This is a genomic window from Desulfomonilaceae bacterium (genome assembly GCA_041662605.1).
In the GTDB taxonomy this organism is placed as follows: domain Bacteria; phylum Desulfobacterota; class Desulfomonilia; order Desulfomonilales; family Desulfomonilaceae; genus CAJBEZ01.
The window spans coordinates 301136-316477 of record JBAZSD010000002.1; the positions used below are offsets into that span (position 1 = coordinate 301136).

Sequence of the window (15342 nt, forward strand, 5' to 3'; positions counted from 1 at the left end):
TTGACTAGCGACAAGGAACGAAGCGGACGCCAGCAGCGGTATCCCTAACAATTTCTCCCAAGAGATTGATCGTATGGTCGATCTCTTCTTTAGTGTTGTTCAGGCCCAGCGAAAATCTGAGAGCGCAATGGGCTTCCTCTGGAGACAGTCCCATGGCAAGCAGGGCGTGCGATGGTTCCGGGGAGCCCGCCCTACAGGCGGACCCCGAAGAGAGAGCTACTCCGCGATGATCCAGGGCAAGAACAACCGACTCGCCCCGCATTCCCGCTAATGTCAGGTTAACCGTGTTAGGAAGCCGCTCCTCAAGTGGCCCGTTACGTCTGGCGCCCGGGACGATTCTCTTGATCCCCTCCTCCAGCCTATCCCTCAAACTCCGTATCCTATCCATTTCAGGGAATCTTTGAATCGCTAGCTCAGCGGCTTTGCCCAGCCCAGCGATACCTGGGGTGTTTTCTGTTCCCGCTCGTAGACCGTGTTCCTGTTTACCGCCGTGAACCAGTGAATCGAGCGTGACCCCCTGTCGAACATACAGGGCGCCGACGCCTTTGGGCCCGTGGATTTTATGACCCGACAAAGTGAGGAGGTCTATATCCAACTGCCGGACATCGATGGGAATCTTGCCGACGGCCTGCACTCCGTCCGTGTGGAAAAGCGCTCCATGCTTTCGAGCCAACCGTGCGAGTTCGGCTATGGGTTGAACAGCTCCGGTTTCATTGTTCGCGGCCATAACACTTACCAATGTAGTGTCTGCAGTCAACGCTGCTTCCAAATCACCTGGATCGATTAAGCCTTCCCTGCTCGCCGAAAGCCTCGTTACCCTAAAACCCTGGCCTTCCAGCCACTTGCATGCTTCCAGGACAGCAGGATGCTCTATAGCGGTGGTAATAATGTGGTTACCTTGTCCGCTGCGAGCAAAGGCGACTCCTTTGATCGCCAGATTGTCGGATTCGGAGCCTCCACCCGTGAAAACTATTCTTCTCGCTGTGCAGTTGAGCAATTGAGCTACCTGCCGCCGCGCGGATTCAACGATGGATCTGGCTTCGCTGCCGAATCCATGAATGCTGGAAGGGTTACCGAAGCATAGATCGGCGCATTCGGCCACTGTTTTAGCGACCTCCGGGTCCAGCGGCGTGGTTGCGTTGTGGTCCAGATAGATGCGCCGCTTCGTGACAGCCATTCGCTGGGCGCCCTTCGTCGGCGCCAACGACTGAAGTTCCTCGGAACAACCGCCGGCCACTATTGGCCCAGTTTCATCAATCCGGAACACTTCGCACATCAGAGCCTTGTATACGGGAAACCCGGAGATGGGATCATATCGCTTTAGATCGGTCAGATCGTTGACATTACAGTCTTGCCAGGCTTGCGGCCCTACAGGTCCGCCTCCACCCATGCTAGCGTCGACTACACCCCGCATGATGTTGTCGGTAACGTACGCCCTGAATCTGACGCTGCCCCGTGGACTGGCCACCTCGACGAGAGCGCCGGTGGCAATGTTACGGTCCAGAGCGTCCCTGGAATTTATGGTGACCGTCGGTTCCGGTCGCACCTTCACGAGATCGGGAACATTGTGGAACTGGGAACGAAAATCAGTGGTGACCCTGGACCCGGAACTAAACACCAGCGGAAACTGTTCCGTAAGGGTCGGCTGCGCCATGGGGCCTTCTTTCGGGTCGGTGTACACCGGAAGTGGGTCGTAGCCGTGTTCCTCCAGAATCGTCGAAGCAATCTCAAACTTACCCGTTGGGGTTTCGAAGCCGGGTCGGCCGTCGGATCGCAGCCTGCCCTTTTCCCACTTACGGTATTCCATCATCACCGTGGGAACCCGAGCAAGGCCATCCGCTGCCCGCACCTGTTCGAGGGTAAACCCGGACGGCTTCAGCGCATGTCTCAGCAGCGCTTCCTCAGTCTGAGGATATAGATGCCCATAACCCAGGCGTTTGGCCAATTCGGCAAGAATGAAGAAGCCGTGGCGTGCCTCACCCTCAGGCTCGACGACACGTTCCCGGATCCTGAAAAGTGGGCCGTACACCATGTATGATTCAATCTCATAATATGTCGCCGCCGGAAGCACCAGGTCGGCATACGCAGCATCGGCCGTGAAAAAACGATCTATGCATACCAGAAAGTCCAGCGCCGCCAATGTCTCGCGCCAGATATGAGGTTGGGGCCACGCAGTGATTATCGAGCCGCCTTCGATGATTAGTGACCTGATCGGATAGGGTTTTCCGTGCAAAACCGCGTCCGGAAGGCAAATGGCATGAGATTCCCCGCGGTATGCGCTGTACACAGGAAAGCGATCTCGGCCGAGGGCCTTTCTCACGTCCGGGTTGGGAAGATGTCCCCCCCTGTTCATGGGGAATTGGTTCTCCCGCATGGTGAAGCAACGACCGCCTGGAACGTCAATCTGACCGGCCAGCGCCCAGAGTGTCATTGTGGCCCTAATTGCCTGAACTCCGCTGTCACTGTATTCCAGCCCGCTGTACATGACAGGAGAGGCTCCCCGTGCAGAGGCCATGCGCCTGGCTAACTTCCGGATAGTGTCGGCAGGGACTCTAGTGATCGTCTCCACGACCTCGGGGCGAAAGTGCTGACAATACCTCGCGAAGTCGTTGAAACCATGGGTCCAGTCCTGAACAAAGCTCTCGTCGTAGAGTTCCTCTTCGATGAGAACCTGACACATGCCGAGCGCCAGGGCCCCGTCAGTGCCCGGCCTAATTGGGATCCACTCGGCGTCGGTCGCGATTGCCGTTCCGGTACGCCTGGGATCGATAACTACAACCTCGGCGCCACGCTGCCGGGCCTTCATGATGCGGGCGAAATCCAAAGGTGGGCAGTCGGTCGCAGGATTAGCTCCCCACACGACAATGAGATCAGCGTTCTCCAGATCCGAGAACATATTAATCATCATTCCGCCCGCGGTTACGTGCGGAGCGATCATCGCAAAGGATACATAGCAAAGGGCGCCCACGCCCAGGGTATTCGGCGACCCAAAGGGGAACAGGACGCTCGAAGCCGAAGATACCGCTACTCCCTGAGGCTGGAATACATCGCACTCAGACTGCTCGAAACTTCCTCTACCCGTGTATATGGCTGCAGCTTCCGGCCCGTAAGTTTCCTTAATGGAGTTGAGCCTGGAGACAATTATCTCAAAAGCCTCGTCCCACGTAATGCGTTTAAACTCATACCCACCCTTTGGACCGGTCCTTAGCAACGGATGACGCAGCCGATCCGGCGAATAAACTATCTGGGGCGACTGCCGGCCCAGATCGCATATCATACCAAGTTCCGAGTCCTCGTCCGGCTCTGCCTTACACATCTTCCCTGCCGAATCATAGGTTACTTTGACCCAGCATCCGGCCGGACAGATGCCGCACAATGCCCGACGCTGTCGCTCAACCCCACGAGTCTTTGTTAATTTGGTCACAAGAACCTCAACAACAAGCGACGTGACAGCCGGCGCCAATACCGGGCCGCCTATTCCACAAGACTAGAACCTGGCCCATTGGCGCAGTCCAATTTCCGAAACGTTTCACCAACAATTGGAATATCACTTAATTTCCTCTGGCGTGTCAGACACTTGACGACCGGAAGCGGTTTCATTTTTTGGCTTTCCACCCAACCATCGGGAGCGTACAAAATAGCGTAATGAGACACTCCCAGCGGGGATCTCCAATACTCGATAAATTGTCTAACCTCGTGTTTTGGCTCGATGACGCCAAAATGGCCTTCAAGAAGAAGATCTGCATCCAGGCTTATAAGTCTTGTCAAAGAATCCAGATACTGTTTTTCATCAGACAGGAATTCCGAATGGATCGGGCCGTGGATGTCCTGTCCGAAAAGAATAAGCTCACCGTCAATCTCTGTAGTATACGCCACCGAACCTGGGGAGTGGCCCGGGCAGTGAATGGCTGTCAAGGAGCCGCTACCGACGGCAAGTTTCGATTCTTTTCCCTGCAATTTGATGTCTACAGTGAAGGGTTCGGCTTGGGCCCCATACCAGGAAGCTCCAGTCACACGATTGTCGCCTGATTCGAGATAGATCGCATCCAACTCATGCGCCACGATTCGGCAACCGTATTCGTCTCTCACAGCCTTTGCGCCACCGCTATGATCGAAGTGACAGTGAGTCAAAAGTAGGTATTCGAGCTGCACGCCTGGTTCCATGCATTCGGCGATGTTTTTTATCAATTGCGCTTGACCTCGCCCACTTCCGGCGTCTATGAGAGCAGCTTTATCTGCGAACCTTATAAGGTAGATGTCTGCGTCAGACGGATCAGTTAGGCCGTTCCCGCCCACGTGCCATAGATTGTTCCTGATTCTTACAGTCACTCGGAACCCCTATTTGTTCGGCGCAATGATATTGTTCAGTTGACCGGAGGTCATGACCAACAACGAAGGCCTACCCATTATCACGCCATCATCCGGAACGTCACTGACGGTCCCAGATACGCAAAAGTGTCCTTTAGCCGACCGGGTTTGTTACTAGCACCGACATGGTTGCGGAGATGGGGTTATGCAAGACTCAATAAATTCTCGAACCTCTTGTTTTGTCTCGATGACGCCAAAATGGCCTTCCAGAAGGAGATCGGCCTCCAGGTTTAGAAGTCTTGCCAACGAATCCAGATACTGTTTTTCATCGGAAAGGAATTCCGAATGGATCGGACCGTGCGCGTCTTGCCCAAAAAGAACAAGTTGACCGTCAATGTCCGTAGTATACACGACCGAACCAGGGGAGTGGCCCGGGCAGTGAATGGCGGTCACGGCGCCGGGGCCAATAGCGAGTTTCGATTCTTGGCCCTGTAATTTGATATCGATGGGGAATGGTTCCAGGCGGGCTCCGTAGAGCGCTGCTCCAGTCACACGGTTGTCGCCTGATTCGAGATAGATCGCATCCAACTCATGAGCCACGATTCGGCAGCCGTATTCCTCTCTTATGGCGCGGGCGCCGCCGGTATGATCGAAGTGACAGTGAGTCAGCAGAAGGTATTCAAGTTGAGCGTCTGGTTCCAGGCATTCGGCAATGTTTTTTATCAATTGCGCTTGACCTCGCCCACTTCCGGCGTCAATGAGAACTGCTTTGTCGCCGAACCTTAGTAGGTAAGAGGCGGCGTCCGAGGGATCAGTCAGCCCTCTTCCGCCGACTTGCCATAAATTATTTCTGATTCTTACGCTCACTCCTACCCCTTTTCAAACAAACGTGAAACAGCGAACCGTGTTAGCCCCTTTTTGACGCCGACATCCGGGAAAAGGTATCAAAGACCTTCTGCATGCCATACTTGTCGATCATGGATTCCAGTCCTATCTCCACGTCCTCCAGCTTCACCTCTTCCTCGACTTCCTCTTCCCTTTCTTCATAGATCAGCACATTGTTGAGACACTTCTCAACACACTTCGGTTTCGATAGTGGTGGATCGCTTTCACACATATCGCATTTGAGAGGAAGGCCGGAATCCGGTTCCTTGAAAAGGTCCCTGGATGGACAGGAAGCCCTGCAAAAGGAACACTCGTCGTATTCCTTTCCGTCAATCACGTATTTGTCTCTGCCCATACATTCGGCCGGCGCATACTCACCCGCGAATACCGGAAGCCAGATGTTTTTCAGCCGACGGCTGATCACATGAATACGTGACCTTGCCGGATTGACGCTGCTGTATTGAGGCGTAGCGTGATACGTTGAGCAGATGATCTCACACGCCCGACAGCCATTGCATTTATCAGCTTCTATCTTGATTGTCTTGACTATCTTCTTAATTTTGGCCAACTTCCAAGATCCCCCTTTTTTCCAGTTCTTCCGCTACATACCCCAGGTCCAGTTCCATCAATCTTTCTCTTGTAGGTATGCCGTCCATATTCCATCCCTTAAATTTGTAATATGTAGACAAAAGTTGTTCTTCAAGTTCAGGGAATCTCCTTTTCCAGTGGTCTTCAGGGGGCTTTTCATCAGCTCTCCTCATGCCTCTCTTGTTGTTGAAAGCACGGTGTAGGTTCCGACTCCTGTTGACGATCTTTTTTAATCCGGCTTCGTCCAGGTCCATCCCCGTCGCTGCCGAGATAAGTAATGGGTAGTTGTGTATATGATATGGAGGCTTCAGACAAAATGACGCCATCCCGGCGCACAATCCCAGGGCATCATCAATATTGTGCAGCATCTCCATCCAATCCACAATTTCACAGGCCATATCTGGAGTTGGAAAATACGGGATCGCGTTGTCTCCCCTTGGTTCCCATTCCATAACATATTGTTTAAATTTTTCGTTTGGAACTTGGGGCCAATCCCTTACAAACGATTCTCTCTGTTCTCTCGTGGGAAAAGCCGCCTGTGGAAAATTCCCTTCAATTTGGGTAATACTTATCTTCTCGTTGGTGGAATACATAAGGAAATAGATGGGATCCAACATTCCCAGCTTGAGGGGAAGTTGCTCGTGTTTCTTGATCGTATTATGATCGAATTTTTCCGCGCCGTTGCCAATTTTTCGAGCTGCGTAATAAACTCCATCCGCAAGAATGTCTCCGATTCCTTCCCTCCGGACTACTCTGTCAAGTAACCAGAAAAATCTCCCCTCCTTGTCGGACGGGCATCCTTCGAAGTCCTTGTCAGTCAGAATTCCAGCTTCATAGAGTTCAACGGCGAACGCCAGGATCTGCGGAGTGGAAAATGAGTCCACCCCATATTCAGTGGCGCGTTCAAGGATTTTAAAGTTGAAGCGAAGATCGTCCACATAGGCTGCCATGGAATATGTGAGTTTTCCAAAGCATTTCATCATGTATTTCCTGCCGCCTGCCACCTCGGATGACACTAGGGCTCCGCACTGTTGTGGACAGTTGAAACAACTTATCAGGCGTTGGATGGCGGCTAATTGAGTTGTAGTCCAATTCTCTTCGTTCGGCTTGCTCCAGAAGTCTCTTCTCCTGGTGCGTGCGTTTCCCCACATGAAGTTTTCAGTGTGCCACTTCTCGTCGGTATGTTTCATTTCCTGCGGCGACCCAATCCCTGACAAAATAGTCATTACGTCAGGAATCGGGTTTGTGTTTCGGAAGTTTATATATTCCGTCACTTTCGCCATATGTTCCATGAATTCAGCCCCTCGGGCAAGATAGAGGTCTTTTGTTCCACGGACAGCGACTGCCTTTATATTTTTGTCTCCCATAACGGCGCCTCCGCCGAGCCTGCTCGCGCTGGACCTGCTTTGCTCGATGGAAGCCGTGAAAACCCGATTTTCACCAGCCAGTCCAATAGCGGCGACCTGGGCTCTCGGCTCGTTCAGTTCCTCTCTTATAAGATCTTGAGTTTCAAGAGCGCCCTTGCCCTTCAAATGAGAGGCGTCACGGATTTCCACTTTGTCATTTTTTATCCAGATGTAGACCAACTTGGGGGACTTATTGCGAAACACCACTTTGTCATAACCGGCATATTTCAATTCCGCGCCAAAGAATCCCCCCATCATTGGGTACGCCAGAAAATTCGACTGGGGAGAAACGAAAGTAACAAGGGTACGATTAGCGCTATAAGCCGGGGTGCCGTTGAGAAGACCGGAGCTTATTATCAGTAAATTTTCAGGATCAAACGCTTTAGTCTCAGGGCGAACCCTATCCCAGTGCATCTTGACGCTGGTACCCAAACCCCCGAGATGAAGTTCCGTCAATTTTGGGTCAGTCGCCACCCTCTCAATGCTTCCTCGGGCCAGATCTATTTCCAGATTAAATCCGGTCTCTGCATATCTCATGTTTGTTATCCCTTTCAGTCGACTCTCGACACGCTCATTAGCGCCATAACTATTCTTTACCGACAATACTTCGGTTGATACTTGGTAAGTGACTAATATCCATGTTCTTTTTTATCCCAATTTGGCTGGGCCCTCTTCTATGAAGAGTCTTATGTCCAATATGACATAAGACAACGTACGAATACCACTTATATAAAAACTATGTCAAGCCTTTATGTATTTCGCCAATAAATTTTATAGGGTGATTGCAGTAGCTTTAGTGATGGACCTGGTTCACAAAAGAAACCGGTCCAAAAAGAAACTGGGGCCAATTTTAGAACAGGAAAGAATCGCTGACCCACAAAATCTCGAAGTGAGGTGCTTGTCTATAAGTGTCGATCGACAATTTCTTTTTCTGAGGATTCATCCGCTGGTTTCCGGGTTGCCTTGCCCAGGAACTCCGGCAGTTCCAATCCGGCAATCCGGGCTAATTCATGTATTGGAGGGAGAACTCCCATGAAACGCTTGCCAAGATCACTCAGTCCTCCTTCGCCCCCACCATCCCAGACCATCACCTTTTCAATTGGCAGGTTTCTAATTGCATCCGCCTGGATTTGCATCAGCTCAGTCAGTTTCTCTATGAGAAGCAGGGACGCTGTTAATTGTGGGTCCGCGCTGCATGCCTCAATCAGAGCCTTATAACCTTGCGCCTTTGAATCAAGTTGAGATTTGACGCCTTGCGCTTCCGCCTGCATACGAGCGATGGTACCTTCAGCTTCCCCTTTTGCGATTAACACGCTTTTCTGCCGTAAAGCTTCGGCCTCCAAAATTGCTTTCTGTTTTTCAGCTTCAGCAAAAACTACAATTTCAGCATTCAGACGTGCCTGTTCACGCCGTGCCCGAGCTTCTTCAGCCTGCCGCTGCGCATCCTGTTCGGCAACCCTGATCGCCCCATCCGCCTGAACGGATGCGCTTTGACCTTTGGATCTGGCTTCCTCTTCGGCAACCTTCCGGGTAGCTTGAAAATTTGCTACCGAAGCGCTGGCCTGAGCTTCGACGTTTACAGCCTCAGCTTCCAGTAGAGATACTTTCTGTCTGCGATTACGCCCGGCTTCGGCCTCTCCAATGGAAGCTTCGGCGTCAGCCGCGGCCAGAGCTTTTCGGCGGTCCCTTTCGGCTTCAGCCTCGCCTACGGCCGCAGCGGCGTTTGCAGCAGCCACCGCTCGTTTCTGATCGCGTTGCCTCTCCGCCACCCCAATAGTGCCATTTTTTTCCTGCTCCGCAACGTCGACCAGCGCCTGATTTACAGCTTCAGCCGCTGCTTTTCGTCCAAGAGCCTTTATATATCCGCTGTCGTCTTCAATATCCTTGATGTTAACGTTGATTACGGAAAGTCCTATTTTTTCAAGTTCTACCGACAAGGATTCATTGACTTTTGTCATGAATGCCTGGCGGTCACGGTTAATCTCTTCTATCCTCATGGTGGCCATCACCTGACGCATCTGACCCAATATAACGCTTTGCGCCTGCGCCTTCACTTCCTCTATACCCTGGCCGAGTAATCTGATTGAGGCGTTTTGCATGATGCCCTCTTCTGTGCTGATTGCCACTGTGACTGATGTAGGGACCGAAACCCGAATGTTTTCCTGTGAGAGCGCATTGTTCAAATCAATAGGAACTACGAACGGCTCCAGATCCAACCAGGCGTAATCCTGAAACAATGGCCACACAAAAGCCGCTCCTCCATGGATACACTTGGCTGCGCCTTTTCCCGTTTTACCGTAAATGACCAGAATGCGGTTGGCGGGGCAGCGCTGGTATCGTGAACTTAATGCCCATAAAACCGATACGAAGACAGCAAACAGAATTGCGGTAATAATTATTGCGGCGCTCATTTCACTTTACCTCCGGACTCTATTGTTCGATAACCTCTACGGTGTTCTGGTTGACAACATTGATGACCTTTACTCTAGTTCCCGCCGATATAGGGGATCCGTCAGAGCTTCGCGCATTTATTATGCTTATGACGCCCCTCATCATTACGCGAATTTTACCGGTACCGTTCTCAGGGATGTTGATATAAACCGACCCTTTTTCTCCAAGCGCCCAGGAAGCTGAAACATTCCCCTGTTCCTGCATCCTTAAGAGAAAATGCAGAATCAGAGAAACCCCAAACATTGCTATAGCCCCCCAGGCAAAGCTATATAACAATGTGAGCAAAATCGGGGTTCCACCAGCCAGGTAGATTGCGCCGGCCCAACTGAAAAGCGTGCCGAACGCCAATACAGATCGGGTGGAAATCAGCGTAAAAGCGTCTCCACTAAAATCGTGGGTTCCGATGTGGCCAGGAGCTTCCATCCCGGCGCTTAGGCCGGCGGCCCCGATATGGTCGGCGCCATGAGAATCCACACCCCAAAGCGTCATTATTAACTGCCATATAAAAAGCAGGGAGAATACAACAGCGGAGCACACGAAAACCTTGTTCAGGGTAGAGATCCCTTCCCACCACGTGTCCATTTGTCGACTCCACTCGTCTGGCTGGATATCTTTAGACTTTAAATTGGATCATAAATTAAAATGCTTGTCACGTGGAAACCTCATTGGTGTTAAATGACCACAGAACCTATTATCTAAAATATGATATATTGCATGACCCATATCAACTTTTCTGATAAAAAGGCCCAAAAAAAAGCCTCATTTGGGTTCGCAATTTCAACTTAATTTGATGTAGCATGGACCCAAAACTTTTGATCGCGACGACTAACAAAATGAACCCAAAGCGTGCAGCTATTTTGTGTCACAGATCAGGCAATCACCATGGGCCGTTGCTTGGTTCCTCATTGCTGAGGCATGTCCCAGATGCTGACGAAAGGCAGATTGACAAAACGAGCAGGTTGCCACACATGCAGGCCTTGGTTGTTCTAAATCGAAGAAACCACGGTGTCCACAGCCCGGTTGAAGCGCCTTGACCCGGCTTACACAGTCTGTATAAGCCGGGTCAAGGTTGATTGGGAAGAATCTGGCGTCTGGTGAATATGAATGATATTGAGTGTGAACACAAAAAGACGCCGGAATTTCTTATACAGAAGGAAACAGTCTGCGTTTGACGTTTTATATAGTCTGTATAATCATTGTTGGGCGTGAAGATGGCGCTGGAGGCAATACTGGACTCTTTAAAGAAATTATTGTGGTGGCGCAGTGGCAAATAACTTCAAGAGGGACGACAGTTTCTTGCGAAAACTCGCTGTCGGCGCCGCAGGTACGAATGCAACAATCAATCGACTAAGATCGATGGGGTTTAACCCCATTGAACTTGAACGCGGCTCCACAGGTTTCAAGATCTGGAAGAAGATAAAGATCAAGCGTGTGCGGGTTCCTGACATTCTGTGCTTGAAAACAGGGATACGGTTTGAATCCCGTGGAAAGACAAAGCCTGAGATTTCAATGTCGCATTCCCTCAATGATCCGAAGCGGGCTTGGGATGCGGGCATGCGTGACGACGACCTTGTTTCAATCGTTGTCTTCACTCAAAACGACGAATCTCCGATAGACCTGAAACAAATTTCACCTGTTCATTTCGTCAGTGTCAGAGACATGCGGCGAGCCTTCGACGCAGGAAAGGTATCCATCACCCAGCCGAAAGGGGTTGAGGAAGGGTCGGAAATAAGGGTGATGTGGACATGTGCTGCTGCGAACCAGCAATCAATTGTTTCGGCAGCGGAACCCGGCAGGATCAGCCTTACCCCTATCTCAGGGGCACGGAAACAATCGATCCAATTGAGCCGGAAGAATGGTAAGATAACCCTTCTACCGCAGGTCAATGTTGGTGAGACTGTCGATGCCAACCAGATCGTGGCGGCGGTCGTTCCGGTCAACATAAAACTCCAGTGCCCATCATCTGTTAGCGAAGCCTATTTCATAGACAAGCTCACAAGTGTTAACCTAAGTGAGAGGTACGCGGCCGCAAAAGCGTTGCGTTACAGAGGCTATACCACAGCCAAGCCGGTGCTCGAAACAAGAATGACCGATGTCGAAGAGGACATTTATGTCCAGCTTGAGGCTGCGGCTTCCCTCGCTGCATATGACTACCCGAACGGCTGGGAGTTCATGGAAAACAAGCTGCGCAGTCCGATCGTGACGGTTCCTCTTGAAACCCAGCTTGAAACGGTCATTGTCGCGTCAGAAATACCTAAAAGCCGGAGCGAGCAACTACTGATTGAAGTCTTGCAAAACCCTCAACGTAACGACGAACTACGCGCTGGAGCAGCATGGGCGCTTGGCCAATTCGCTTCTGCGGCGTCTGCGTCTACACTTATTGACACTTTCAACTCAAGCCCTTTGGATATCAAGGTTGAAGCGGCACGCGCGCTTTTGCGAATTGCTGAACCACAAATTCCTCACTTGATTGATCTTCTCAAAAATGGAGACCCCGGCAAACGCGACGGCATATCGTGGGTACTCGCACGAACAGGCAAATTTAATCCATCAGACATGGTCGCAGGGGCCGATGGAAACCTAAGAAAATGGATGAGTTACATTGTCGGCTATGGAAAAGAAAATTTCGTTCAAGGTGATGTTGAGGCCATCTGCATGGCTGACCCGGAAGTTTATTTCGCCGCAAGCGTATTGTGGCAGATTCTGGCGAGCTGGGTCAACGACCTGAGAGAATACTGACATGCACAGCAGACCGCTTTACCGCACCACCAGAGGTCAGGCCTATGTTGGAGATTCGCTTGAACTCCTCGGCGAATTGCCCGACAACAGCATTGATCTAGTCATGACATCACCGCCATTCGCACTTCAGCGCCAAAAGACCTATGGCAACGTAGAGGAAACGGAGTACGTCCAGTGGATTAAACCCTTCGGTAAAGAGGTTTTCCGAGTTCTCAAAGAAAGTGGGAGTTTCGTTCTCGACTTAGGCGGGGCTTACCGTTCTGGGATTCCGTCCCGTTCTTTGTACAACTTCCGCGTACTCTTGGCTTTTTGCGACGAAATCATGTTTCACCTTGCTGAAGATTTCTACTGGTTCAATCCAGCAAAGCTCCCGTCGCCCATTGAATGGGTAAACAAGCGAAAAATTCGGGCAAAAGATTCCGTTAACACTGTATGGTGGTTCAGTAAAACCGAATTCCCAAAAGCCGATGTTCGGAAGGTGCTGGCTAAATATTCCGATAGGATGAAGAAGTTGATCGAGGACCCGAAAAGTTTCTATACGCCAAAAAAACGCCCATCAGGCCACGACATAAGCGCTGGATTTGGTAAGGATAATGGGGGGGCAATTCCCTCCAATCTTCTTTCTATACCAAACACCGACAGCAACTCGAGCTATCTTCGACTCTGCAAGGAACTCGGACTCGAACGCCATCCGGCGCGATTTCCTTCGGAGTTCCCCGCGTTCTTTATCAAGATGCTGACCGACGAGGGGGATGTAGTCCTAGACATTTTTGGTGGATCGAACACTACCGGATTTGTCGCCGAAGCTCTAAAGCGGAAATGGCTAACTTTTGAGATAAATCGGGAATATCTTGCTACATCCGTACTGCGGTTCCTTGAGGCACATAGCGCTGAGTCCGTGACGCGAGTATTAGGGCAGTTGAACAACATTCACGCCAATTACTTTATTGACGAGACGGTATGCGCATTAGACCCAGCAAAGAAAGCGAAGTCGAAGGATGAAACCCTGGGCCAAGGGGTACTGTTTGCTTCCTATAACAGATAAATTCGAAATGGAAATGAAACATTATATTGTTAGATGGCGAAGCCGGCGCTGAACAAGCGACCAATATCGCGAGCCAAATCATTGTCTATCTGACGACAAACCCGAACAGAGGCGCCTATTCATCCTCAGGGAAAGCTTCGTAGTAGTCGTCACGGAGCGCATCGTGATAACCCCATCCAATGTTTCTGGAAGACTCCATGATTTCTTCGAGACGCTCCCTGAACTCGTCACGTTGCTCCACCGGAAGACTCAGGATCTTGTCAATGGCCTCCTTGTACATGAGGTTGAGGGCGTTGTAGAATCCTTCGTTCATGTCACCATATTCAACCGTGAACCGGTTGCCGCACTCCACAAAGAATGTTTTTAGTTCGGCCTCCCCAATCAGGTCTCCTACGGCCTTGGAGTAACGCCTGATCGCTCCTTTAGCTTTTGAAATCTGAATGGGCTTGTTGCGGTAAATGTCTGGATACATGGACTCCTCAATGGATTTCTTGAACGAAGCTAGTGGATCATCCAAAACGCCAAAGCGAGCGTTAAGAAACTCCTCATTCTCTTTTGACACGTGATAGAGGTCTCCGACAATCTGAATGAGCTGTTTTTGGTCCAACCCGACTACCTTACTCTTTACGTCTGACCAGGTTGGCCTTCGCTGTTTCTGTTTAGCTACCAAAGTGGAATCTCCTCCTTCTTATTCCGAGGCCAGCCTAACGTCCTCATCCTCTTGGTGTACGGACAAGGTCCTTAACCAAATCAAGAATGACTGCCCACGTCGCTATTGGTCCCATTCGTTTCCTGAGGCAAGAAATGTGGTTCGTCCCGGATGGCTTTCAGGCATTCTTCAATGGATAGGTCGTAGTAGATCTCATTCCAATTCCCAGCATAACGCATGTACGCAAGATTGAACCTCTCGTTTCCCAGGTATGCCATTCTAGCGAACCGGATTTCGAATGTGGGAGACAGGGCATTAGGCCCGGGACAGGCGTAAGTGGCGCAAAAGTAGAAGTAGCTCCTGTACCATCTAGTCCAGATATCAACGATATAATTCATTTCCGAGTTCGTGGGCGGAGGTTTGATGTGTTCCGGCTTGAGATGTTTTTCAACAAGCTCATTAGCTTTTGACGTGATATCTTCTCTCAAATGATCAGGGACGGCAGGCTTTGGCTGCTTTGGTATTGGGGGCATCCAGACCCAAGTTTTTCGTTTTTTGGCCATGCCCGTTTCTTTCTGCCTTTTTCCCGTTGAGTATGCCGAATCAATTACTGCTGGGCCAAAAAGGTTAGCACGAGTGGTTAAACAAGACAACGCCGGGGAAAACACGCTTTCATTAGATAGCGTTGCGGTCTAGTGTGAAAAAATCTGACAAGATACGTGTTTCGCACAGGAAAAATGAGCATTTACCCTCAGATTGTTTGGAGGAGATTTTGAATGTTTATTTTATGATTTTACTTTAACACCTATTTGCATCACTCTGAAGTATCTCTTTGAGAATATTAATAACTTCGTCTACGCACTCGGTCACTTTTGTCTGGACTGAATCAACGTTGCAAAGGTTTTGAATTAGAAGCAGCGTCTTCCTCATTTGACTAAGGAGCCTTTTTCAAAACTCCCCTAGGAATTGGTGTTTGTCTGGTCCATCAAGCCTTTGAGGGCAATTTTATAGGTCAAAATAATCATTCATTCAAATTTAGTGGGTTTAGCTCATAATTTTTCTGTTTCTAGGCGCGACTATCCTATTGATCGTTTCTCAGTTCGTGTTTTTAACTGATCAGGTCACTAATTTGATCAACTGGTCAGCAAAGATCGCAATCACACCAAACATTAAATGAGCCTTTACCTTCAAGGCTCCTCGAACCATAATGTTGTTTGCTCCGAACTCTTCCTTTAAACGACTATAGAACCGCTCCGCCGCTGTTCTTTCTT

Annotated in this window: 12 protein-coding genes; 2 read left to right on the forward strand and 10 right to left on the reverse strand. The window is 50.3% G+C overall.

The window, feature by feature from the left end; translation table 11 throughout:
- Positions 1-4: 4 nt before the first annotated feature.
- The 7 genes from WC647_02765 to WC647_02795 form a co-directional block, all read right to left on the reverse strand.
- Positions 5-3463, reverse strand: a complete 3459-nt coding sequence (locus WC647_02765; GenBank protein ID MFA6221217.1) for an IscS subfamily cysteine desulfurase — start codon at positions 3461-3463, stop codon at positions 5-7.
- Positions 3464-3474: 11 nt separating this feature from the next.
- Positions 3475-4329, reverse strand: coding sequence for an MBL fold metallo-hydrolase (locus tag WC647_02770; protein MFA6221218.1), 855 nt, complete (start codon positions 4327-4329; stop codon positions 3475-3477).
- A gap of 153 nt (positions 4330-4482) precedes the next feature.
- Positions 4483-5175: an MBL fold metallo-hydrolase gene (locus tag WC647_02775; GenBank protein ID MFA6221219.1), complete on the reverse strand. Its 693-nt coding sequence runs from the start codon at positions 5173-5175 to the stop codon at positions 4483-4485.
- A gap of 40 nt (positions 5176-5215) precedes the next feature.
- A complete protein-coding gene (locus tag WC647_02780; protein ID MFA6221220.1) occupies positions 5216-5761 on the reverse strand; it encodes a (4Fe-4S)-binding protein in 546 nt (181 codons plus the stop codon).
- Positions 5748-7724: an aldehyde ferredoxin oxidoreductase C-terminal domain-containing protein gene (locus tag WC647_02785; GenBank protein ID MFA6221221.1), complete on the reverse strand. Its 1977-nt coding sequence runs from the start codon at positions 7722-7724 to the stop codon at positions 5748-5750. Before WC647_02785 ends, WC647_02780 begins: the two co-directional genes overlap by 14 nt.
- A 365-nt stretch (positions 7725-8089) precedes the next feature.
- Positions 8090-9598, reverse strand: a complete 1509-nt coding sequence (locus tag WC647_02790) for an SPFH domain-containing protein (protein ID MFA6221222.1) — start codon at positions 9596-9598, stop codon at positions 8090-8092.
- 19 nt (positions 9599-9617) lie between these two features.
- Positions 9618-10220 carry a hypothetical protein gene (locus WC647_02795; protein MFA6221223.1) on the reverse strand — a complete coding sequence of 201 codons (603 nt, stop codon included), beginning with the start codon at positions 10218-10220 and terminating at the stop codon, positions 9618-9620.
- 681 nt (positions 10221-10901) lie between these two features.
- On the opposite strand from WC647_02795, the gene WC647_02800 reads away from it, so the two are divergent.
- Positions 10902-12377 carry a HEAT repeat domain-containing protein gene (locus WC647_02800; protein ID MFA6221224.1) on the forward strand — a complete coding sequence of 492 codons (1476 nt, stop codon included), beginning with the start codon at positions 10902-10904 and terminating at the stop codon, positions 12375-12377.
- Position 12378: 1 nt separating this feature from the next.
- Positions 12379-13422, forward strand: a complete 1044-nt coding sequence (locus WC647_02805; GenBank protein MFA6221225.1) for a site-specific DNA-methyltransferase — start codon at positions 12379-12381, stop codon at positions 13420-13422.
- A gap of 115 nt (positions 13423-13537) precedes the next feature.
- Here the strand turns inward: WC647_02805 and WC647_02810 are convergent, their stop codons facing one another.
- The 3 genes from WC647_02810 to WC647_02820 all read right to left on the reverse strand — a co-directional run.
- The gene (locus WC647_02810; GenBank protein ID MFA6221226.1) at positions 13538-14092 is read right to left on the reverse strand and encodes a hypothetical protein; all 555 of its coding nucleotides are present in this window, start codon (positions 14090-14092) and stop codon (positions 13538-13540) included.
- 80 nt (positions 14093-14172) lie between these two features.
- A complete protein-coding gene (locus tag WC647_02815; GenBank protein MFA6221227.1) occupies positions 14173-14634 on the reverse strand; it encodes a hypothetical protein in 462 nt (153 codons plus the stop codon).
- Positions 14635-15187: 553 nt separating this feature from the next.
- Positions 15188-15342: IS5/IS1182 family transposase (locus WC647_02820; GenBank protein MFA6221228.1), on the reverse strand; the 155-nt coding region annotated here is incomplete at its 5' end.

Bases quoted from the DNA above. Each gene is read 5' to 3' on its own strand.
- WC647_02790 (MFA6221222.1), bottom strand. From the start codon at position 9,598: ATGAGCGCCGCAATAATTATTACCGCAATTCTGTTTGCTGTCTTCGTA.
- WC647_02795 (MFA6221223.1), bottom strand. From the start codon at position 10,220: ATGGACACGTGGTGGGAAGGGATCTCTACCCTGAACAAGGTTTTCGTG.
- WC647_02805 (MFA6221225.1), top strand. From the start codon at position 12,379: ATGCACAGCAGACCGCTTTACCGCACCACCAGAGGTCAGGCCTATGTT.
- WC647_02785 (MFA6221221.1), bottom strand. From the start codon at position 7,724: ATGAGATATGCAGAGACCGGATTTAATCTGGAAATAGATCTGGCCCGA.
- WC647_02815 (MFA6221227.1), bottom strand. From the start codon at position 14,634: ATGGCCAAAAAACGAAAAACTTGGGTCTGGATGCCCCCAATACCAAAG.